21 protein-coding genes and 2 pseudogenes are annotated in these 19,531 nt (G+C 62.2%); 10 read left to right on the plus strand and 13 right to left on the minus strand.

Features of this window, described 5'->3' with window-relative positions; all coding sequences use genetic code 11:
* Positions 1-96 precede the first annotated feature (96 nt).
* Positions 97-381, plus strand: coding sequence for a hypothetical protein (locus tag RPS27_RS22975; RefSeq protein ID WP_313754486.1), 285 nt, complete (start codon positions 97-99; stop codon positions 379-381).
* A 28-nt stretch (positions 382-409) separates the two neighbouring features.
* On the opposite strand, the gene RPS27_RS22980 is transcribed toward RPS27_RS22975, so the two are convergent.
* Positions 410-1,621, minus strand: a complete 1,212-nt coding sequence (locus RPS27_RS22980) for a mandelate racemase/muconate lactonizing enzyme family protein (protein ID WP_313754487.1) — start codon at positions 1,619-1,621, stop codon at positions 410-412.
* Between the two features lie 462 nt (positions 1,622-2,083).
* Complete coding sequence (locus tag RPS27_RS22985) at positions 2,084-3,370, minus strand: divalent metal cation transporter (RefSeq protein ID WP_313754488.1); 1,287 nt, start codon at positions 3,368-3,370, stop codon at positions 2,084-2,086.
* Positions 3,371-3,615: 245 nt separating this feature from the next.
* Between RPS27_RS22985 and RPS27_RS22990 the strand changes: the two genes are divergently transcribed.
* Positions 3,616-5,070 (plus strand): HWE histidine kinase domain-containing protein, encoded by a 1,455-nt coding sequence (locus RPS27_RS22990; RefSeq protein ID WP_313754489.1) that lies wholly within the window; start codon positions 3,616-3,618, stop codon positions 5,068-5,070.
* A 133-nt stretch (positions 5,071-5,203) separates the two neighbouring features.
* Here the strand turns inward: RPS27_RS22990 and RPS27_RS22995 are convergent, their stop codons facing one another.
* The 3 genes from RPS27_RS22995 to RPS27_RS23005 form a co-directional block, all read right to left on the minus strand.
* Positions 5,204-5,389, minus strand: a complete 186-nt coding sequence (locus RPS27_RS22995; RefSeq protein ID WP_211419924.1) for a hypothetical protein — start codon at positions 5,387-5,389, stop codon at positions 5,204-5,206.
* A 224-nt stretch (positions 5,390-5,613) separates the two neighbouring features.
* On the minus strand, positions 5,614-6,240 hold the full coding sequence (locus tag RPS27_RS23000; RefSeq protein ID WP_313754490.1) for a hypothetical protein: 627 nt from the start codon (positions 6,238-6,240) through the stop codon (positions 5,614-5,616).
* A gap of 26 nt (positions 6,241-6,266) precedes the next feature.
* A complete protein-coding gene (locus RPS27_RS23005; RefSeq protein WP_313754491.1) occupies positions 6,267-6,587 on the minus strand; it encodes a hypothetical protein in 321 nt (106 codons plus the stop codon).
* A 324-nt stretch (positions 6,588-6,911) separates the two neighbouring features.
* On the opposite strand from RPS27_RS23005, the gene RPS27_RS23010 reads away from it, so the two are divergent.
* On the plus strand, positions 6,912-7,040 hold the full coding sequence (locus tag RPS27_RS23010; protein ID WP_283818379.1) for a hypothetical protein: 129 nt from the start codon (positions 6,912-6,914) through the stop codon (positions 7,038-7,040).
* Between the two features lie 12 nt (positions 7,041-7,052).
* Here RPS27_RS23010 and RPS27_RS23015 read toward each other — a convergent pair whose 3' ends face one another.
* Positions 7,053-7,244, minus strand: coding sequence for a hypothetical protein (locus RPS27_RS23015; protein ID WP_211419922.1), 192 nt, complete (start codon positions 7,242-7,244; stop codon positions 7,053-7,055).
* A 130-nt stretch (positions 7,245-7,374) separates the two neighbouring features.
* Between RPS27_RS23015 and RPS27_RS23020 the strand changes: the two genes are divergently transcribed.
* Positions 7,375-7,602, plus strand: a complete 228-nt coding sequence (locus tag RPS27_RS23020) for a hypothetical protein (RefSeq protein ID WP_211419921.1) — start codon at positions 7,375-7,377, stop codon at positions 7,600-7,602.
* Positions 7,603-7,804: 202 nt separating this feature from the next.
* Here RPS27_RS23020 and RPS27_RS23025 read toward each other — a convergent pair whose 3' ends face one another.
* Positions 7,805-8,575: an EAL domain-containing protein gene (locus RPS27_RS23025; protein WP_211419920.1), complete on the minus strand. Its 771-nt coding sequence runs from the start codon at positions 8,573-8,575 to the stop codon at positions 7,805-7,807.
* Positions 8,576-8,932: 357 nt separating this feature from the next.
* On the opposite strand from RPS27_RS23025, the gene RPS27_RS23030 reads away from it, so the two are divergent.
* Together RPS27_RS23030 and RPS27_RS23035 are read left to right on the plus strand one after the other, a co-directional pair.
* The gene (locus tag RPS27_RS23030; protein ID WP_063202881.1) at positions 8,933-9,181 is read left to right on the plus strand and encodes a hypothetical protein; all 249 of its coding nucleotides are present in this window, start codon (positions 8,933-8,935) and stop codon (positions 9,179-9,181) included.
* A 113-nt stretch (positions 9,182-9,294) separates the two neighbouring features.
* A complete protein-coding gene (locus RPS27_RS23035; protein WP_194403492.1) occupies positions 9,295-9,564 on the plus strand; it encodes a DUF6894 family protein in 270 nt (89 codons plus the stop codon).
* Here the strand turns inward: RPS27_RS23035 and RPS27_RS23040 are convergent.
* Both RPS27_RS23040 and RPS27_RS23045 read right to left on the minus strand, forming a co-directional pair.
* The gene (locus RPS27_RS23040) at positions 9,558-9,785 is read right to left on the minus strand and encodes a hypothetical protein (RefSeq protein WP_194403491.1); all 228 of its coding nucleotides are present in this window, start codon (positions 9,783-9,785) and stop codon (positions 9,558-9,560) included. The two genes, RPS27_RS23035 and RPS27_RS23040, sit on opposite strands and share 7 nt — an antisense overlap.
* Positions 9,782-9,982 carry a hypothetical protein gene (locus RPS27_RS23045; RefSeq protein WP_194403490.1) on the minus strand — a complete coding sequence of 67 codons (201 nt, stop codon included), beginning with the start codon at positions 9,980-9,982 and terminating at the stop codon, positions 9,782-9,784. Before RPS27_RS23045 ends, RPS27_RS23040 begins: the two co-directional genes overlap by 4 nt.
* Positions 9,983-10,392: 410 nt before the next feature.
* Between RPS27_RS23045 and RPS27_RS23050 the strand changes: the two genes are divergently transcribed.
* Positions 10,393-10,641 carry a hypothetical protein gene (locus RPS27_RS23050; RefSeq protein ID WP_211419919.1) on the plus strand — a complete coding sequence of 83 codons (249 nt, stop codon included), beginning with the start codon at positions 10,393-10,395 and terminating at the stop codon, positions 10,639-10,641.
* A 114-nt stretch (positions 10,642-10,755) separates the two neighbouring features.
* Here RPS27_RS23050 and RPS27_RS23055 read toward each other — a convergent pair whose 3' ends face one another.
* Positions 10,756-11,001 carry a hypothetical protein gene (locus tag RPS27_RS23055; protein ID WP_194403488.1) on the minus strand — a complete coding sequence of 82 codons (246 nt, stop codon included), beginning with the start codon at positions 10,999-11,001 and terminating at the stop codon, positions 10,756-10,758.
* Positions 11,002-11,497: 496 nt separating this feature from the next.
* On the opposite strand from RPS27_RS23055, the gene RPS27_RS23060 reads away from it, so the two are divergent.
* The 3 genes from RPS27_RS23060 to RPS27_RS23070 all read left to right on the plus strand — a co-directional run bounded on the left by RPS27_RS23060 (position 11,498) and on the right by RPS27_RS23070 (position 14,932).
* Positions 11,498-12,217, plus strand: coding sequence for a DUF4261 domain-containing protein (locus RPS27_RS23060; RefSeq protein ID WP_313754492.1), 720 nt, complete (start codon positions 11,498-11,500; stop codon positions 12,215-12,217).
* A gap of 61 nt (positions 12,218-12,278) precedes the next feature.
* A complete protein-coding gene (locus tag RPS27_RS23065; protein ID WP_313754493.1) occupies positions 12,279-12,899 on the plus strand; it encodes an imm11 family protein in 621 nt (206 codons plus the stop codon).
* A gap of 386 nt (positions 12,900-13,285) precedes the next feature.
* Positions 13,286-14,932 carry a hypothetical protein gene (locus tag RPS27_RS23070; RefSeq protein ID WP_313754494.1) on the plus strand — a complete coding sequence of 549 codons (1,647 nt, stop codon included), beginning with the start codon at positions 13,286-13,288 and terminating at the stop codon, positions 14,930-14,932.
* 143 nt (positions 14,933-15,075) lie between these two features.
* Here the strand turns inward: RPS27_RS23070 and RPS27_RS23075 are convergent.
* The 3 genes and pseudogenes from RPS27_RS23075 to RPS27_RS23085 all read right to left on the minus strand — a co-directional run.
* Positions 15,076-15,540, minus strand: a pseudogene (locus RPS27_RS23075) (hypothetical protein); the annotation flags it as partial.
* Positions 15,541-16,344: 804 nt separating this feature from the next.
* Positions 16,345-17,390: pseudogene (locus tag RPS27_RS23080) on the minus strand (IS110 family transposase).
* Positions 17,391-17,474: 84 nt separating this feature from the next.
* Positions 17,475-19,265: an adenylate/guanylate cyclase domain-containing protein gene (locus RPS27_RS23085; protein ID WP_313754495.1), complete on the minus strand. Its 1,791-nt coding sequence runs from the start codon at positions 19,263-19,265 to the stop codon at positions 17,475-17,477.
* Positions 19,266-19,531 lie beyond the last annotated feature (266 nt).

A 19,531-nucleotide genomic window follows, 5' to 3' on the forward strand; every position in this document is an offset into this window, starting at 1 on the left:
CATTCGCGCAATCAGGTGGGAACCTGCCTGATGGGGGCTGGAACCCGGAGGGGCACCTTTGAATTAACCCGCGATAGGACAACAGCGGATTTCGTGATGACAAACGGTCGTTTCGCCTACTCCATGTCCACCGCCCTCCGCCATCCCGGTGTGATCGCGCTGATCGTGGCAGGCGTGACGATTGCGGCCATGCTGATTGTCGACCACGGTCCCTGGAATCGCGCCAAGACCCAGCCGGCCCATGTTGCGATGTATGCGACCACGGGCGATGCAGCGCGGGCCGCGGGCGCCAAGGTGCTCCCGACCACTCCGAAATCGCCCATCGAGCCGGCACGGCCGGGGCCCAAGACCTCCCCGGTCGTCAATCCCGTGACGCCGTAATCCCGTCGGCGCGTCTCCTCAGCTCTTGTCAGCTCTTGCGACCGTAATTCAAAAGCCCGCCGCTCGTCTTCGGCGGATGAGCGCGCAAGGCGTCCTCGTTCGGTTCGGTGCCCCAGCCGGGCCTATCAGGCACCACGAAATAGCCGTTCTCGATCTCCGGCTCATGGGTGAAGAGCTCGCGGTCCCAGGCGAGACGATCGATGTCGATCTCCATGATGCGCAGGTTCGGCACGGCGGCGCAGAAATGCGCGTTCGTCATCGAGCAGAGATGGCCGTAGAAATTGTGCGGGGCGACGTTGACCTCGAAGGCTTCCGCGGCGGCCGCGATCTTCATCGACTGCCAGACCCCGTTCCAGGGCGTGTCGATGATCGCGACGTCCATGGCCTGGGCGTGGAAATAGGGCAGGAATTCACGCAAGGACAGCAGCGTCTCGCAGGATGAGATCGGATGCGGGCTCTGCCTGCGGATATAGCCGAGGGCTTGCGGATTGAAGCTGTCGATCTCGACCCAGAACATGTCGATGTCGGCAATGGTGCGCAGGATCTTCAGGTATCCTTCGGTCTTGGCGTTGAAGTTGCAATCCAAGAGGATGTCGACGTCGGGGCCCGCGCCGTCGCGGATCGCTTCCAGATGCATGTGCAGGTCGCGCAGGATCTTGCGGTCGACGTTGATCTCGGGGGCGAAGGGTGAGCCGAAGCCGGGACGCCAGCCGGTCGGCTTGCCGTCGTCGTAGGAAAAGATGTTGGTCTTGAGCGCGGTGAACTTCTTCTCGCGCACCTCGCGCCCCATCGCCTTGACGCCGTCGAGGTTTTCGATCGGCGGCTTGTACCAGGACGGATGATTGATCCGCCATGTGGCGCAATGCGACCAGTAGACTCTGATACGGTCGCGAAGCTTGCCGCCGAGCAGCTCGTAACAGGGCACGCCGAGACACTTCGCCTTGGCATCGAGCAGCGCATTCTCGATCGCCCCCAACGCTTGCGCCACCACGCCGCCGGCTGCGGGGCGGGTTGCCGCGAACAATTCGGTATAGATGCGCTCGTGCTGGAAGACGTTCTGTCCGATGACGCGGGCAGAGAGACGCTGAATGGCCGCGCCGACACCGGGCGAGCCAAAGCCTTCGTCGAACTCGCTCCAGCCGACGATGCCGTCCTCGGTCGTCAGCTTGACGAAATGATAGTTTCTCCAGCCGGCATCGCAGGCGAGGATTTCGAGGTTCGTTGCTTTTGATTTTGTCATGTCCCTCCCCGGCCCCTGCGGGCATTGTTCTTGTTGTTGGCCCGCTCGCAAGCCCGGCCCCAGCCACAAATGTTAGGCTAAGGGCGCGTTGCCGGGAAGCCCGGCGAGGGCCGCCGAAAGCACCCATTTTTGCCTCAAACCCCGTAGTTTCCGGTGAGGAAAGCATGACCAGTCCCGCGGTTTTTGGCCACAATCGGGAGCGACGGTCCGGCCATGAAATTTCTGGCCGTGATCACAATCCTGGCGCTGCTCACCATGAGTGGGGCTGCCATTTCCGATCAGCTTCTGACGGCCGATCAGCACGTCGCGCAAGGGGAGCATTAGCGCGGTGGGCGAGGACGTTTCTCGTCTTGGGGGGACAGCGATGCTTTCGATCGATCAGTTCTTGCGGCTCATGAGCGTGCCGGCCGTGTTCGCGGCCCTCATCATCGCCTCGCAGATCTCGGCGGCGCTGTCGCCGGTCTAGCCTAGCAGCGACGAGCCGAACATAGCGAGGACGGCCAGCGCCATCAGCGCGGTGCCGCCCCAGCCGAGCCAAATCAGCCAGGTCCGGCCGCGGAAGCGGCCCATGATGGCACGGTTCGAGACGATCAGCATCATCATCGCCATGATGGGGACGGCGACGATGCCGTTGAGCACCGCGCTCCACACCAGCATATGGATGGAATCTATTCCGGTGAAGCCGAGGCCGAAGCCGATGATGGTTGCCGCTGCGATGATGGTGTAGAAGCCGGCCGCCTCATCGGGCTTGGCCTCTAGTGTGGCCCGCCAGCCGAAGATCTCCGCGACGCCATAAGCCGCCGAGCCCGCCAGCACCGGGATCGCGAGCAGCCCGGTGCCGATGATGCCGGTCGCAAACAGCGCGAAAGTAAAATCGCCGGCGAGCGGCCGCAGCGCTTCGGCCGCCTCGGTCGCCGAATTGATCTTGGTGATGCCGTTCGCATGCAGCACGGAGGCCGTGGTCAGGATGATGAAGAAAGCGATGCCGTTGGACAGCAGCATGCCCGAGAAGGTGTCGGTCTTGATGCGGTCCAGCTCGTGCGTGCCGCCGCGCTTGAGCTCGCGGAGCGGCTTGTCGCGCTTGCCCTGGTTCATCTCCTCCACCTCTTGCGAGGCTTGCCAGAAGAACAGATACGGGCTGATGGTGGTGCCGAGCATGGCCACGACCATCATCAGATAATCGGCACTGACATTGGCCTTGGGCCACACCGCGGCGAGCAGCGCCGTGCTCCAGGGGATCTTCACGGTAAAGGCGGTCGCGACATAGGCGAACAGCGCCAAGGTGAGGAATTTCAGCACCGGCGAATAGCGGCGGTAGGGCAGGAAGACCTGCAAAATGGTCGAGCCCGCCGCGAAGATCAGCGCGTGCTCGTGGTTGAGCCCGCCGATGACGAGCGAGAGCGCCTCGGCCATCGCGGCGATGTCGGCAGCGATGTTGAACGTGTTGGCGACAACCAGCATGGCGACGAGGCCCAGCACCGCCCAGCGCGGCGCGACCTTCATGACGTTGGCGGCTAGCCCCTTGCCGGTGACGCGGCCGATCTGCGCGCTGACGAGCTGGATCGCGATCATGAACGGCGTGGTGAGAAACACGGTCCACAAGAGCCCGTAGCCGAATTGCGCGCCGGCCTGCGAATAGGTTGCGATGCCCGACGGATCGTCGTCGGCGGCTCCCGTGATCAGGCCCGGACCCAGCCGTTGCAGCAGCGTCGGCGCGGATTTCGTCGGGGTGAGGGCGTCGTCGCTCATGGAAGGGGAGACCTCGATCGGGGGCACCTTCAGCAAATGCAAGGGACGGAACGATGGTTCCAAGCGCGTGCGGTAGGGGGTGACTTCTGATAAAGCTAACCGCTCATCCAAGACGTGGTGACGTCACGCTCAGGGCTTGGAGGGTGCGCGCAACGCCGCAAGCGTGCGAAGGTTCCGCGCTCCAATCGAAATAAAGCGGCGCGCGATCGCGTTGCCGCCTGTGCGGTTTCCCGTTACCTTGCCTTATGTCCCTCCTGAACTTTCAGCTCCCGGCACCGACACCGACGCTGTTCGCTTCGTTCCTGACACTGGACCAGGCGATCCTCGATGCGCTCCCGATCGGCGTCTATGCCTGCGACGTCGAGGGACGGATCGTTCGCGTCAATCACCGCGCCGTCCAGCTTTGGGGCCGGGCGCCCAAGCTCGGCGATGTCGCGCAGAAGTTTTGCGGTTCATTCCGCGTCGAGACCCTGGACGGCGATTTCGTCCCGCCCGAGGAGACGCCGATGGCGCACGCCGTGCGGACCGGCCAAAGCTTCGAAGGCGTCGAGGCGGTCGTTCTCAATCCCGATGGCAGGCGGTGGGTGGCGCGCGTCAACGTCGCGCCTCTGCGCGACGAGGACGGCGAGATCGTCGGCGGCATCAATTGTTTCCTGGACGTCACCCACGAGCACGACATGAGGCTTGCGCTCGAGCGGCAGCAACGCACTTTCGACCTCGCCATGATCGCCTCCAGAATGGGAACGTGGCGCTACACGCTGGCGGACAACATCTGCATCTATGATGCCAATGCCCAGGCGCTCTACGGGCTGACCGAGGCGCGGTTTCTGCACGACAAGGACGGCGTCGAGGCCAAATTCCATCCTGACGACATGGAGCTGATGTGGGCGCGCGTCGCCAAGGCGCTCGATCCCGCGGGCGACGGCCGCTACGACGTCGAGTACCGGGTGAAGCAGCGCGACGGCAGCTGGCGCTGGTTGAGTGCCTGGGGCCTGGTCGAGTTCGAAGGCGAGGGCGGCGCGCGCAAGCCGGTTGCGATCGCCGGCGCGAGCCGCGATCTCAATGAGCTGAAGCAGGCCGAAGAGCTGCAACGGCTGCTCACCAACGAGCTCAATCACCGTGTCAAGAACACGCTGGCCACGGTGCAGTCGATCGTCAATCAGACGCTGCGCAGTGCGGGCGACGTCGAGGCGGCGCGCAGCATCGTCAATGCGCGTTTGCTCGCGCTGTCGGGCGCCCATGATCTGCTGACCGCGCGCGCCTGGTCGGGCGCCGATCTCACCGATCTCGTGGCCCGCGCCGTCGCGCCGTTCCCGTCGGGGCAGATCGTCCGCGATGGTCCCTCGCTGGTGGTTTTGCCGGCCCAGGCCCTGGCGCTCTCGCTGGCGTTGCACGAGCTTGCGACCAACGCCGCGAAATACGGCGCGCTGTCCCGTCCCGAAGGCCGGGTCGATATCAGCTGGGACGCGCGGGACGGCCAGGTCGATCTGAGCTGGCGTGAGAGCGGCGGCCCGCCCGTGGGTCCGCCGAGCCGCCGGGGATTCGGCAGCCGCCTCATCGCGCTGGCGAGCCGGGATCTCGCCGGACGCTTCCGCCTGGAGTTCGAGCCCGCCGGCGTTCGCTGCCTGATCTCGGCTGCCCTCGCGACGAGCGGCGAAGGATCCGGTCCGCCGCAAGGGGAGGCCGGCGACCCCGTGTGAAAAATCCGAATTCATTTTCGGATTGGTCGAAAACCGGTTGACCGTCGGGCGACACAATGCTATAAGTCGATGATCGCCAGAGGCCGCGACGGCTCCCCCGCCGCTGTTGCGCCGGATACGCGCGCGAGTTCGCCTACTTGATGCTGACGAACATTCCCCAGGCGGCGGCCAGCGCGGCACCGGTGAAGAGCAGCACGGGATTGTCGCAGAAGGCGCTGCCATATCTGCAAACGTCGGAGCCGAATTGTCCGAGCTCGTGATGGCTCGCTGAATAGAACAGTCCCGACAGCACCAGCAATGCAGCGGCGACGAAGTACATGGGCGATCTCTCCAAAGCTCTCCCGGTCGGGTCCGTGCAAGGAGAGCAGCGACCTACTCCAGCATGGCGCTAACAGCTTTCATTCCGCCAAATCCGATGCGCCGGATTTTGTTAAATTTGCTGGCAAATGCCTGTTTTTCCCGATCGCGGCAAGGGATCGTGCTCACGCGAAGAAAAAAGGCCCCGCACCGCGGGGCCTTTGTCGTCGTAGGATTGGACGGAGCTTATCGCCGCACGCCCGTGCCGTAGAGCTCGCGCTCGCGGCCGACGTCCTCCGGAGAGAGCGGCGGGCTCGCCGCGTCGAAGTCGGTCCAGCCGGACTTCTGCCAGGCCGCGCTGCGGTCCTGCAAGTTCACGGACCGCTCGTGGAGCAGGGCATCGAGGCGGGCGCGGTCCTGGTCGGGCACGCGCGCGGACACCAGCGTGCCGCCGCGGCGAACGCCCTCGGCATAGCGCGATGCGTCTTCCTTGGAGACGCCGGCCTCCGTCAGGGCGCCGACGATGCCACCCGTTGCCGCACCGGCCGCTGCGCCGGCTGCGGTCGCGGCGAGCCATCCTGCCGCCACGACCGGACCGAGGCCGGGAATGGCGAGCAGGCCGAGGCCGGCGAGCAGGCCTGCCGCGCCGCCGAGGCCGGCGCCGATGCCGGCACCCGTGCCGGCGCCTTCGGCGCGATCGTCCACGCCGTCGCGGTCACGATCGACCTTGCCGGAGCGTGAGCCGTACCAATTGTCGGAATTGTTGGCGACGATGCTGATGTCGGAGTGCGGCACGCCGGCTCCCTCGAGCCGGGTCACGGCGCGCTCGGCGTCGGCATAAGAGTCGTAAAGGCGGGAAATGGTGGTTGTCATGTGCGTTGTTCCTTGCTTGGTCGGCCTTACTTGGCGGGGTTCACGTTGCCCTGGAAGTCCAGGCTGACGTCGGTCTTGCTGCCGGCCTTGTCGGCCTTGCCGCGCCAGACGCCCTGGTCGTCCTTATGCAGTCCAGAGACGTTGGAATATCCGGCGCCCTCGATCCGCGACTTCGCCTGTCCCTCGGTGAAGCTGTTGCGGCCCTCGACCGGCTTGTTCGAGTTGTTCTGGTCCGAGCTGTTGACGGCGTTGTTGCCGGGGCCGCTTTGCGCGGGTTGGGATTGCGCGCCTGCGGGCACGGCTCCGAGCATCAGCAGGGTTGCGGCTAGTAAGGTAAGACGTCTCATTTTTTGTTCTCCGGTGGTGAATGTGCCGGCGACAACACATGAGATTCGAATTGGTTGCTGCGATCAAAGCTTGCCGAGTGCCGCAGCATGATCTTGCTGCGATCGCGCGCGCCCGATTGAGGACGCGAGGAACGATTGCCGCGATATCCCGTTTGCGCGCTCGGCCTTCGGCCGGCAGGCCGTCAGCCGCGCACCGCGTAGGAACTTCGCCTTTGGCGTCCGATTGTCTTCGCTGTCATGACACGCGAGGCAGCTCCAACCATGCAATCACGCTATCCATTGTTGAAGAGGTGGACAGCGGAAGAGCATGAGCGGTTGAAAGCCATGGCTGAAGCGGGAAGGCGGCCCGACGAGATCGCCCTTGCGCTGAACCGGAGCGAAGCGGCCGTGCGGGTGCGGGCCTGGCAGCACGGCATCGCGCTGCGCACCATCACCGCGAAGCGCGGCACATGAGCTGCGTTGGACTTACTTCGCAGGTGTTGCCTCGGCTTGCGTCGTGGCGGGCTCCCAGGGGGCGGGAAGGATGACGCGGATCGGACGCGCCTCGGCGGCTTGAGCCGCGGGCCGCATCTGGTCCTTGGCGGGCTCGGCCAGCGCCACGGTCATCAGGGCCATCAGCATCGCCAGCGCGGTCGTCGCAAGTCTCAGATCCAGCATCGCAGCCTCCAGGGTCGCCGCTTCAACGCGAGCCCCGGCCGTTGGTTCGAACGATAATCGGGAACAAGTGGCAATATTTGAAGTTTGAAGGAGACAGATCCGGACGACCGGGCTGCTGGAGGAGGACATTATGAACATCAAGACCATCATTGCCGCTGCCGTGCTGACGTCGTTTGCCGCGCCCGCGTTCGCGCAGGCGTTCTACGTGGTGCAGGACGCCAAGACCAAGAAGTGCACGATCACGGAGTCGAAGCCGACCACCACTGAGACCACGGTCGTCAGCGGCGATACCGTGTACAAGACCAGGTCTGAAGCCGAGGCCGGCATGAAGACCGTCAAGGTCTGCACCTCGAACTAAGGAGACGAGCGATGCCCGTGCTTCTGCTTTGGGCCGTGCCGGCCGTCATCGTTCTGGGCGGCGGCGTCTATCTGATCGGCCACATGCACTGAGACGAAACCTGCTGCGCAAGCAGCAAGCAAAAGCCCGCGTAGAGCGATCCGCGCGGGCTTTTGACGTCTCATATCGCCGACCGGGACAATCCGGAAAAGCCGGATCCAGCTCACCCCGCGAGCGACACGTCGATTCGCTCGAAGCCGCGCACCGGCGGCAGCGCCATGAAGCCGGGCCTCGCGAAATGATAGCCTTGAAACAGCGCGATGCCGGCGGCACGCAGGATGGTGAGCTCGGCCTCGTTCTCGACGCCCTCGGCCAGGACCGTGATGTCGAGCTCGCGCGCGATCTGCGCGAGGCCTGCGACGATGACCTGCTTGGGCCGGCTGAGATGGATGTCGCGGAGCAGCTCCATGTCGATCTTGATCAGGTTCGGCTGCAGCCGGGCGAGCAGGCCGAGGCCGGCATAGCCGGCGCCGAAATCGTCCAGCGCGGTCCAGAAGCCGAGCGCCTTGTAGGCGCGCACGATGTTCTCGACATGCGCCGGATCGCTCATCCGCTCGTTCTCGGTGAACTCGAACATCAGATTGGAAGCCGGAAAATTCGCGCGGCGCGCGGCTTCCAGCGATTTCTGGATGCAGGCGCGCGGCTCGTACACGGCGTTCGGCATGAAGTTGATCGAGAGCCGCGTGCGCGGATCGGCGAACAGCCGGCCGGCGGTTTCGATCGCCATGACGCGGGCGGCCTGGTCGAAGCGGTAGAGCTGGTTGTCGGTGAGCTGGCTGAGCACGCTGTGCGCGCTCTCGCCGTTCGGGCCGCGCACCAGCGCCTCATAGCCCCAGATCCTGTTCTCGCTGACGTCGACGATCGGCTGGAACGCCATCTTGAATTCGAACGGCAGCTCCGTCCCGTCGGCACATCCGGCGCACTTCACGGCCATCTCTCAAAACTCCCCGCAGGCCCATCACCTGCGTGGGAATTTATGGCGCGGGCGTTAAGGAATAGCGAAGCGCGACGAGGGCGGCGTCAAGGGCGTTTCCCATGTTCAATTGTGGACACAAGCAGGCCGGCCACGCCGTCAGCCCGCGACGAAACACGCCTGAAACAGGGCTGAAACCCGATTGTCCTGAACTGCGCGCGCCCGCGGCCCGACCAACGGAGCGAACAGGAGAGACAATCATGATCCAGATCGGTTCGAAGGAAGAAGTCGCGTTCTTGCTGGCGCTGTTCGGCACCCACACCCAGCCCGTGAAGCGGCCGAAGCCGAAATCGCGGCAAGGGTGAGAGGCCTAGATCCATGCCAGGTTTGGCCGAATGCCAGAGCCTGCTCAGGCTCCTGATCGCCAGGGGCGATCCCAAGGCCATCCCGCTCGCCAAGGGCGCCATCGATCAATATCTGAACACGGCGCCCGTGAGCTGTCGCGGCCGCGGCTTGCGCGTGCTCCAGCGCGACGCGCTCGACCAGCATGATGTCGCGGTCGGCGTGCAGCGCTCGTTCGCCGAGACGGTGGACGCCTATATCGCGTGCAAGCTCGCGGAAGAGTAAGAGCTGCGCCGGGAGGCGCATCAGTTCCCGGAACCCCTTGGCTCCAATAGTTTTTCGGTTGGCTTGCAACCTTTGTCCCCTCCCGGACCTCTTAGGGACAAAGGAATACGCACATGGCGCGATATTACTTCGACTTGACCGACGAGCACGGAGCCGCGCTCGACGAAGAGGGCCTGGAGCTGTCCAACATGCGCGCGGTCCAGGCCGAGGCCGCCAAGTCGGTCGGCGACATGGCGCGCGACGCCATCATTTCCGCACCGGCGACCGGCGGACGGCGGAGGATGGCGATCGACGTTCGCGACGCCGGCGGGCCCGTCATGCAGGTGACATTCAGCTTCGCGATCGAGACGTTCAACGCACGAACGCCATCCGGCGATCATTGACGCGTCAGCGTCGGCCGCGATGGCTGCGGCGGCAACGGCCAGGATTGCCCGGACTCGAGCACCGCGATCTTGCGCCCGAGCTGCCAGACCTCGACCTTGCCGTGCCGCGTGAACTGCCGCGCGAAGGCGAGGGCGGTCTCGTCGGACGCGGCCTCGAAGGCTTCCGCCGAGCGGAAGACGCCGTTCTCGCCGACGAGGTAGGCGCGATATTGCTGGCTCATGTCGGCGCCCTCAGGCCGGGCGAGCGCAGCCAGGCGTCGATCTGCATGGCGGCCTCGTCCTGCCGCGCCCGGCGCAGCAGCATCTCGCGGCGGCGTCCCGGCGACAGCGCGCGCGCCTCTTCGCGGCAGCGGATGGCCTCGTCGGCCAGTCGTTCGTTGAGTGTCTTGATTTGTTTGAAACGACGCCGTTTCAGCATGGCGTACTCTCCTCGCGAAACAGAAGGGCGGGAGCGCGATTGGCGTTCTCATCACCGGTCTCGTGCCACGGGCCTTGCGGTGATGGATCAAGCCTAGTCCTGCCGCGGCGGAGAGTCTGTATCTTTTGATACGTGCGCAAATTAAATTTCGAGGCGCAGGCTGAGCCTGTTGAGCGACTTACTCAATTTGAGTGCGGGCGGATGCCGGTGTATCCTCCGTTGCCTTCCGGGCCATGCGCACACGGAAATACATGCGCCGGCTCGAGCGCGAAGCGGGAGCTGTCGACGGAGCCGGCATCCGATAAGCTTCTTGAGAAGGTTGGCAGCAGCCGGAAGAAAGTTGAGAGCAAGCTGGTGCGAAAAGGAACACGCGCGGGAAGGTAAAGTTCTCCTCGGAGGAGGATACGTTCATGAAAGCAGCTGCACTCGGTCTAGCGATTTTATTAGCCGCCTCATCCTATGCCTCGGCCCACACGCCAAAGCGGCATCATCATCACGGCTGGTCCAAGTCGATGAACATGATGCCCGGACCCGGACGCTCGGCCGCCCGCAGTGATCCGAACGGCACGGCCGCCGGCCCCACCAGCGTGAGTGGCACGGGCTCGTCCAAGTTCGGCGGCCAGATACCGGGAGCACCGGGAGCGACCCGCCAACCCTGACGCCAATCTTCGTCGATGGAGACCGAAGTCATGCCGCAACGAGCGGCACGACTTCGATGATGTTTTCAAGGAACGCGCGAGCCGCTGGCAGATCCCGTACTGGCAGCTGCTAGCCTATTCGTGACCGTAGTATTGTCGGTTGCACTGGTGACGGCCTCGCTCATAGCTCGCCTCCCGGTAGGCCGGTCCTTTCATGACGCTGCTCACATCAGCGAGCATCCGTGCTTGCTTGAGGCACTCCACGTAAGGTTTGTTCGAGAGCCAATCGAGTCCGAGGCCGCCAGCGTGAGACATCTGGATGGAGGCAACGAACGAACTGATTCCGACGATGGCGAAAAGAGCAGCGCGGGAGACGGTCATGGCATATTCCTTGTGCCTGGGTAATCGCACAGAGACAATGGCGTGCCGCACGTCTGAAATATGTGCTGCCCATCACATCCGCTGAAACGACGTTCCATCTTGAAGCCGCCAGCGATCACTTTCTCCACGCGTGAGAACGTCGGCTCGTGAATGAGCATGGAAATACATGCGCAAGTTCGAGCGCGAAGCGCGCGCGCTGTTGAAGCTGCCTTCATCCGATACGTTTCTCGCAGGCACGACAAGAGAGGAAGCCGTTCGACGGTCGGAAGGCGATGCCCGCGCCGGGGGGTGCCCCGCGTACTTCGGTCCCGGCGGCAAAAGTCTTCAGAGCGAACATCGATTGACAATGTTCCCTTTTCGTTCTAAGTCATGTACTTTCAACCTCTGGGCGAAGCGCCGAAGTATCGGTTGCAATCCAGATGATTTTTTGCGGGGCAGTTGAATGAGTAGCTCGCTTCTTTCTTTCATCTTGTTGGACGATCCGGCGACACCGGACATGTCTGCGGTCACCAAGGTCCTTCGCGCCCGACATCCGGAATTGACGACCGAGACTTTGGGAGACGGAGCTGCGCAGGCTCAGGCAAACTCTCCGCTCATTCGCTGCGGCAACGCGCTTGTCGCGGTCATGTCGATGCCGGCACCCATTCCGCACGACCAGGGCCTGTGGGCGCGCGCGGCCACGACCTGGCCGGAGAGCAAGGCGGTGGCGGCCCGGCATCGCGGCCATCTGATCGTATCGATGCTCGGGAAAGGTGAGCAGCCGCTGGTTGCCGCGCGCGGCACGACGGCGGTCATCGGCGCGTTGATTGCGGCGATGCCGGAAGCTTGCGGCGTGGTATGGGCCGGCCGGGTCGCGCGGCCCGCCGAACTCTGGCTCGAAACCTCCCGCGATGCATTCGCACCTTATCCCGACTATCCCTTCAGACTGTGGCTCGACATTCTTCCATTCCGGTCAGGAGCGAAGATCGGCGCGGTCACGATGGGCCTGTCCGCCTTCGTCGATCGTGAGATCGAGTTCGTGACGGCCAAGCTCACGCTTTCGGCGTTGTTCGACAAGGTCGCCGGGCTGTCCGCGTATCTCATCGAGCATGGCAGCGTGGTGAAGGATGGCGACACGATCGGGGCAAGTGCGAGCGAGCGCATCCAGGTTCGTTGCACGAATTCCGATGCGTTTGGCGGGCTGCCGGTGTTTTACTGTACCGATGCTTCGGTGTAGATGGGCAGCATCGGCACACTGCGCCGGAGTACGACAGACTTTCGTAGACGAGAGAAGGTTGATGGTTGGTTCTCCACCAAAGAAGCGCCGGGTCAAGGCAAAGGATCGAAAGTTCTATGTCGCCGGCATTGGCGGGTTCCACACGGCGCCGGGGTGGGAGATGGAAAATCTCGCAGCTCTCACAGGCGAACGCCAGGTGCTCATTCCGCCGCGGGAGCGGGGCTTCGTGCCTTTCCCTGAAACTCCGCGGCTTGTCATTGACAGGTCTCTCGGCCGTGCTCCCGCGGACTGGGAGCTGTTTCACGACTATCGGCTTGTTTCCGACCGGATGAAGAGCCTTCTCGAGACATTGGATTCAGAAGGAGTTCGTTTCGTCAGATGCGAGACCCGGTACCAGGATGGCCGTGCGGCGCCGACCTACTGGCTTTGTGATGTCATCAGGGTTCTCGATGCCGTCGATGAAGAAAAGTCGGTTCTTGAGATCGAGTATCCGACGCCTGGTCGCAAGGTTTACAATCTAAGAAGAAGAAGCAGCCTCATTTTCAAAGAGGATAGTGTCGGGGAGGCTCATATCTTCAGGCTTCTCTTCTATCCCATGGTCGTATGCGACCAAGTGCTGAAGGATGCGTGCAAGGAGGCGGGCGTCAGGGGCATTGGATTCACCGATACGACGAAGTATTGACGCCGTGCGCTTCGGTCGCCGATCTTAGAATCATTCGCGGAGAAATCTTGCTATGGTCGTTGCTCGTTGACACGTCGGGCAAAACACCGGCAGAGTAATACGATCTAGAGAAGTCGAGCTCGCGAAAGATCGCGAGCTTTTTTATTGGCTCTTTTGCACAACAGCTAGCGTTTTCGCCGCTTCGTCGCAGAGCCTCACTTCGGGAAATTGCATGAAGCGGGGCCGCCGTGAATCACGGCGTCGCTGTTTGTCGCAGACTGCTGCATTCCCGTCAGTACACGCAGGCAGGCTGCAAAACCTCATAGTTTAATCTTTCCTTGCATGCGGGCACCCGAACGTTTCGGCGCGCTGCAAGCCCATGCCTTGGCGCAACGCCAGAGGGTCGTATGTTACAAGTCCATCACATCTTGCTGCAGGAACTGGCTGGCCATTTTACCCTCAAGGTCTTGGGTGATCGTTTCCAACTCAACGGCATCAAGAACTTGATGCATCTGCCATCAAATCAAAAAGCAGCCGAAGAGCTGGGATCAAGCCCTCATACGGGCGGCCATCTCGGGAGCTATAGGAAGATATTCTGCAAATTTCTTGGTGAACTCCAGGAGCATCCATCCTTTGGTGCTGCTCAGAACGGCGATACTGCTGCTCTTGATCAACTGGATGCCGAGATGAGTGGCTTTCTCACGGCCGCCAAGCACGCGCTGGCGAGGGGGCATCTGCTTACCAATACTCCTTCGGGAATGACACAGGAGGAAGCAAACAAGCGTGTTGAAGACTGGTACGCGAGCTGGAGAACATATGCCAAGGACAATAAAGACAGCATTCAGCAGATGCGGGACACCGTCGATCAACTTCATTCCGCTAGTCAATGGGAAGGCGCCTTACGTGCTCCCATCCTCTTGCCGGACGGCAACCTCAGTCTTGCGGACAAGATAGAAATCTTGAAGAGATATAAATCCAGTTCACCGATTTCGCAGCACTTCGCGGCGGTCGGACCCGCCCCTGATCTTCCAGGTCTCGTTCCCCCCCTCGTCGATACCCGTTTGCCGGGCTTTATTCCGCCTCGGCTTGATGGACTGAATGAGCCGGAAGGGTTCACGCGTAGCAATCCGCTTCTCACGTATGGATTGCCAGGGTTTCCAGTTCCCCCTTCGGATTGGCATCGTTTGACGCGATTGCCTCCCAGCGTGGCGATGCCGGCGGAGTCGCAGGTCTTGCAATTCCATTCAGAGACAGGTCAGCCGCTCACCCATCTCTCTGATGGATCGCAGGTGCTGGGACCACAAGCGCCTCCGGATCCTGGCTCTGCGCTGCTGATGGGAGCAGGTGTGCTTGGTGCTGGTCTCTTGATGCTACCTGGAGCACAAAGCCTTGGCGCCGGCTTGCTCACAGGTCTGACTGCTGCGGCCCTCACCAAACCCGCTTTCTCTGCAACTACCTCTGGCGGCAACAAGGTCACCGAGGACAGCGTCTTGTCCAACGGAGAAGCTCCCTACAACCCGTTCGCCGTTGGTACTCCGGTTCATCCCTTTCTCGATGGCTGGAGCGATTTTATTGAAGAACGGTCCGGATCCCCCCAACGCGAGAACAGGATTCTTGGCCTGGAAGCTGAACGAGCCCGCCCCCTTTTCAATCGCTTCGGAAACTGGATCGATACGCCGCTAGGCACTGTGCCTACCGAGCCAGCAAACGTGGGCGAGGCGCCAGACACTTCTGTAGCCGCATCCCTTGCGCCCGAAAATGTTCGACGCCTCGCCCGGGTCAACGAGTCCAACGCAGGCAGCGTCTTCACATCCGGAAGTGCGCCGGTGCCGTATCTGCCTTCCCCAGAATTCAACGAACGGTTCGGCAGCTGGACCGTGCCAACCGCTGGCAGCAAGCAACCGCCATCGAGCAAGCCGATGGGCATGTTCGCCGACGAGCCGAGCTACCTTATTGCGCCGCCGATCTTCGGAGTGGATGGTCCAGGCGATCCGCGCAGGGACGCAGAGGAATGGTTCACGCATTGGATACGGCCGATGCTTCCCCCGGGGTGAAGGCTGATTTCAATGTATCCTGTTCAAGATCGTTCCGTTTGACTCGTCGGGCAAAACATCGGCAGAATGCCATCATCACAAGAGGTCGGATCAGGCCCGCGGAATGCCGTGGGCTTTCTTGGAGCGGCCGACACGGGTGCGCGCTACGCCACCGCCGGTCCAAACCATCGCATCAACGCCTCCTCGAGCCCGTGTTGGCTCTCGTCTCCCACCCAGGCCACGTGCCCGTCGGGCCGCACCAGCACGGCGCCAGGCGCTGCCACCTGCCCGATAACTGGAAGCTCCCACATCCCGTCGCAAGTCGCATCGACGACATCGACGCGATCCCGCCACGGCGCCGCGTCGATGCCGCCGCGCTGGCCGAAATTGAGCAGCACGCCGCGCGCGCCGTGCAGCAGCGTGAACAGTCTTCGCTTGCCGCCGTCGACCGTCAGATCGAGATCGGGCATGCGCCGGCCGAGCAGCTTGTGGCCTTCGCCGAGATCGTAGGCGATGTCGAGCCCGCTCATCATCGCGCCAAAACGCCGGCGCGGCTCGTCCATGGCGAGCAGCTCGGTGATCGCCTCGCGCGCGGCCTTGCGGCCGTCGTCGCCCCGGCGCATGCGCGCGTCTGCGCGGCGAATTCGCTTCTCGATCGCGGCTGGGGCAAGTCGCTGTAGTGCATCGCAAGCGAAGACGGCACGCCGCTTGAATTCCTTCACCGGATCGAGCGCGTCATCGTCCATCCCGGTGACCCCGTGAATGATCCGGTAATCGACGCCACTATTGAAGAATCCGTGCGGCGGGTGCCGCTCAGCGTTCTCGGAAGCGTCGGCGCGACCAACGACTTCAACGTCTCTCCGGAAGATGTCTGGCTGCAATCGCAGGAACAGGCATGAGCGATATCGTTCAAGAGCTACTTCAAGCGCGTGCCGAGCCAAAGCCGGACGCCAAATGGCCACAATGGATCGCGAAGGCGCTTGCGCACAAGCCGGAAAACCCAGCTGCGCCATGGGCTCGCGACCCGGAGCAGCCCCATCGGAAGCCGGCGAGCGACGCAATATTCGAGTATTGACACGCGTATCAAGCACTTGAAGCCAAGAGCCCCCGGAAAGCCGCGGGCTCTTTTTGGTCGATGTCGGTTGATGAGGGGCAGAACGGACATCTTCTGAGGGCCTGGCGATTTCCGCTTTTGACCCAAATGTATGGACCGGCTGCGTTTCGCAATAGAGATCGTGCGTGGGTTTCGGAAGTCGCTGATATGTATCCGGCCTGTTTGATCGGCTCGCGGGCCGTGGCCTTGATGGGAATACGCACGCATCGTTGGTCTTATTAGCGGACAGGTTGGCAAGCAACCATTTGGGTCACCAGACTCTGGATGCGTTCATTGATCCGTTCCATGCATTTTCTCTGTCGCGAACTCAGGATAGGATTTAGGTTGCGATCGCTTCGTAATGGGGTGCATCGAAGGTCTTTTCGTTGCGCAAGATGCTCCATGCTATCCGCGCCAGCTTGTTGGCCAGGGCCGTTGCCAGCTTGTTGCGGTGCAGCCGTGGAGCTGCGTTCTGCAGCCATGCTCCGAAGCTGAAGCGATCCCAATTGTGTGGGCGCATCAGGATGACGTTTGCAGCCTGGATGAACAGGGTCCTGAGATACTTACTCCCGCGCTTGGAGATACGTCCCAGAATAGATCGGCCACCCGTGCTGTACTGTCGCGGCACGAGGCCAAGCCAGGCACCAAAGTCTCGTCCGCGCTCGAATGCCTCACCGGTGCCGATGGCCGCCACGACGGCGGTCGAGATCAGCGGACCGATGCCGGGGACGCTCATGAGGCGCTGGCAGTTGGCCTCCTTCTCGCCGATCTGGTCGATCTCGCCGGCGAGGGTCTCATCCGCTCATCGAGATGTATCCAGTCTTCATAGAGACCTACGATTAGATCGCGCATTCGCGGCGATATCTCGTCCTGCCGGTTCTCCAAGATCGCCAGGAGCGAGTTCCGCAGAGCCGTCGCCCCAGTCCTGACCGCAATGCCTTGCTCGATCAGAAAGGCACGGATCTGGTTGATGGTCGCCGTTCGCCGCGAGACCAGGCGGGAGCGAACCCGATGCAGAGCCTGGAGGTCGAGCTGGTCCTGTGTCTTCTCGCGCACGACGCGCAGGTTCGGCCGTAGGGCGGCCTCTGCAATAGCTTCGGCGTCGTTGTAGTCGTTCTTCTGTCCCTTCACGAACGGCTTCACATAGATCGCAGGGATGATCCTTGGCTGATGGCCAAGTTGGCGCAGGGCGCGGCTGACAAAGTGCGCGCTGAGACAAGCCTCCATGCCGACGATGCTGGGAGGCAGTCGTTTGAAGGTCTCCAGGAGTGCCAGTCTCTTGATCTTCCGGCGGAAAGCGATCTTGCCGTCAGTGCCGAAACCGACGACGTGAAAGACTTCCTTGCCGATGTCGATGCCGATCGAGGCCAAAAGTGTGGTGGTCATGGGCTGCTTCTCCGGATGGCTGCAGGGTAGTCTTTGCAGACTATCCCCGCGGGGGAAGCAGCCGGTCCATCCCATTAGCGGACATTAGCCCTCCGGCACTTCGGCTAAGCGCATTCCTGTACAGATTCGATCACGACCGGTCAGGTAGCTCTGATTGTCGCTTGCTTGGGCGGCGCGTAAGCGGCGGATAGTGAAGTCGGGATTGAGTGCAAGTCCCGCCCTCGCGGTCTTTCGCGCCTCGTCCAGAGCGCCGAGCAAGCCCAAAGCCGCAGCGAGTGTAAAGTAGGCGAGCGGATAATTGCGGTCGGCCTCGATGCTCCGTCGCAGCCAACCGACGGCTTCGGCATCCGCGCCGAGATGTATTTTGGCCTGGCCGACGGCATGCAGCCACCGATGGTGAAAGACATCTCGAGGCGAGAGGCGGAGAGCCTCACGGATATGGCCTTCGGTTTCAGCAGCGCGACCCATACAATATTTCGCAAAACCAATATAGCTGTGAGCGTCGGCCAAATTTCGATTAAGCGCCAGGGCCTGCTCGCATTCAGCGATCCCTTGAGACGCACGGTTTGTAAAAATATAGACGTCACCCAAGACCAAGTGGGCCATCGCGTTGTGGGGAGCTAGTGAAAGTGCTTTGATTGCGTTTGTCTCGGCTGCCGAAAAGAGCCCGGCCCGGTCGTCAGCTAACAGGCCGCCGGCCATTGTCAAATCGACCATCGCCATGCCGACCAGCGCTCCGATACATCGGGGATCGATTGCCAAGGCACGTTTGAAAAAGTTGCGCCCTTCGGTCAGGTGCTCGGGGACTAGGCCCTTAAATATCGAGGCCATGCCCTGGAAATACAGATCAGTCGCATCGTGATTCGGCGAATGTTCCGCTCGTCGTGCCTCAGCTACAATGAGCTGGGCGTCTAACGCGTTGGCGAGCCTCGATACGATCTCGTCCTGCATATCGAAAAGATCGGCAATGGGCTTCTCGAAGCGCTCGGCCCAAAGATGTTTACCACTTTCGGCATCGATCAGTTGCACATTGATCCGAAGCCGGTTGCCGCCACGCTGCACGGAGCCTTCGAGTACGTAGCGAACGTTCAACTCATGCCCGACCTGCCGGACGTCTATGGGCTTTCCCCTGTACGAAAAGGCGCTATTGCGGGCGATGACGAACGAACCGTTGATGCGCGACAGGTCAATGGTCAAGCTCTCAGTTACACCATCGACAAAGTAGTCTTGCTGTGGATCACCGCTGAGGTTGGCGAAGGGCAGCACTACCATGGAAAGACGAGGCGGCGAAAGCAAGCCCAGCTTTGCGCGCTCCGCCTTTGTCGTCGGACCCGATCCTTCCCGGACCAGAGCATAGGCTCGAACTGGGAGTGCGATGTTTTTGAGACTCTGCTCACCCAGATCGGCGAACGCGATCGCAACCTTTCCTCGTACATGATCGTAAACAGACGAGGAGATGCAAATACCACCCGGCGCAGCAACGCCCTCAAGTCGTGCAGCGATATTAACGCCGTCGCCAAAGATATCGTGGGCCTCGACGATTACGTCACCGATATTGACGCCCACGCGAAAAGCAATGCGCCTGTCTTCGGCATCAGCGATTGTAAGGTCATTGATGCGGGTCTGGAACTGCAGAGCGGCTCGAACCGCCTCGACCGCACTTGGAAATTCCGCCAAGAAACCGTCGCCGGTGTTCTTCACGATGCGGCCGCCGTGCTCGGCGATTGCCGGGTTGACGGCTTCGGTGAGGAATGCGGTCAGTTTGGTATGCGTAGCCTCTTCGTCGTTGTGCATCAGCCGCGAATAGCCAGCGACGTCGGCGGCCAATATCGCCGACAACCTGCGCTCGACCCGGACTAGCCGCTCTTGCACCATGACCCGAAACTCCAACCAAGCGAAGTTGTACGACGAATGACACGGCGGTGCCAAACACGCGATCGCCACCGAGAAGCTGATGCCGCATAGTTGGAACGTCAGCCGTGCTGACGGATTGTGTGCTTCGGCTTTCGAAGAGGCGCACCGATGTGACGAATGGCCTGTAGCTGACCTGCGCGGCGGCGTTCGCCGACAGCGGCTTTTGACCCGAAGCCGACCTCGCGGCGCGATGATTGACGCGCGCCCGATCGTTTGCAACACTACTG

It is taken from the genome of Bradyrhizobium sp. WYCCWR 12699 (assembly GCF_032144035.1).
Classification (GTDB): domain Bacteria; phylum Pseudomonadota; class Alphaproteobacteria; order Rhizobiales; family Xanthobacteraceae; genus Bradyrhizobium.

Coding starts and splice junctions, on each gene's coding strand:
- RPS27_RS22975 (WP_313754486.1), top strand. CDS start 97: ATGACAAACGGTCGTTTCGCCTACTCCATGTCCACCGCCCTCCGCCAT.
- RPS27_RS22980 (WP_313754487.1), bottom strand. CDS start 1,621: ATGACAAAATCAAAAGCAACGAACCTCGAAATCCTCGCCTGCGATGCC.
- RPS27_RS22985 (WP_313754488.1), bottom strand. CDS start 3,370: ATGAGCGACGACGCCCTCACCCCGACGAAATCCGCGCCGACGCTGCTG.
- RPS27_RS22990 (WP_313754489.1), top strand. CDS start 3,616: ATGTCCCTCCTGAACTTTCAGCTCCCGGCACCGACACCGACGCTGTTC.
- RPS27_RS22995 (WP_211419924.1), bottom strand. CDS start 5,389: ATGTACTTCGTCGCCGCTGCATTGCTGGTGCTGTCGGGACTGTTCTAT.
- RPS27_RS23000 (WP_313754490.1), bottom strand. CDS start 6,240: ATGACAACCACCATTTCCCGCCTTTACGACTCTTATGCCGACGCCGAG.
- RPS27_RS23005 (WP_313754491.1), bottom strand. CDS start 6,587: ATGAGACGTCTTACCTTACTAGCCGCAACCCTGCTGATGCTCGGAGCC.
- RPS27_RS23010 (WP_283818379.1), top strand. CDS start 6,912: ATGGCTGAAGCGGGAAGGCGGCCCGACGAGATCGCCCTTGCGCTGAAC.
- RPS27_RS23015 (WP_211419922.1), bottom strand. CDS start 7,244: ATGCTGGATCTGAGACTTGCGACGACCGCGCTGGCGATGCTGATGGCC.
- RPS27_RS23020 (WP_211419921.1), top strand. CDS start 7,375: ATGAACATCAAGACCATCATTGCCGCTGCCGTGCTGACGTCGTTTGCC.
- RPS27_RS23025 (WP_211419920.1), bottom strand. CDS start 8,575: ATGGCCGTGAAGTGCGCCGGATGTGCCGACGGGACGGAGCTGCCGTTC.
- RPS27_RS23030 (WP_063202881.1), top strand. CDS start 8,933: ATGCCAGGTTTGGCCGAATGCCAGAGCCTGCTCAGGCTCCTGATCGCC.
- RPS27_RS23035 (WP_194403492.1), top strand. CDS start 9,295: ATGGCGCGATATTACTTCGACTTGACCGACGAGCACGGAGCCGCGCTC.
- RPS27_RS23040 (WP_194403491.1), bottom strand. CDS start 9,785: ATGAGCCAGCAATATCGCGCCTACCTCGTCGGCGAGAACGGCGTCTTC.
- RPS27_RS23045 (WP_194403490.1), bottom strand. CDS start 9,982: ATGCTGAAACGGCGTCGTTTCAAACAAATCAAGACACTCAACGAACGA.
- RPS27_RS23050 (WP_211419919.1), top strand. CDS start 10,393: ATGAAAGCAGCTGCACTCGGTCTAGCGATTTTATTAGCCGCCTCATCC.
- RPS27_RS23055 (WP_194403488.1), bottom strand. CDS start 11,001: ATGACCGTCTCCCGCGCTGCTCTTTTCGCCATCGTCGGAATCAGTTCG.
- RPS27_RS23060 (WP_313754492.1), top strand. CDS start 11,498: ATGTCTGCGGTCACCAAGGTCCTTCGCGCCCGACATCCGGAATTGACG.
- RPS27_RS23065 (WP_313754493.1), top strand. CDS start 12,279: ATGGTTGGTTCTCCACCAAAGAAGCGCCGGGTCAAGGCAAAGGATCGA.
- RPS27_RS23070 (WP_313754494.1), top strand. CDS start 13,286: ATGTTACAAGTCCATCACATCTTGCTGCAGGAACTGGCTGGCCATTTT.
- RPS27_RS23085 (WP_313754495.1), bottom strand. CDS start 19,265: ATGGTGCAAGAGCGGCTAGTCCGGGTCGAGCGCAGGTTGTCGGCGATA.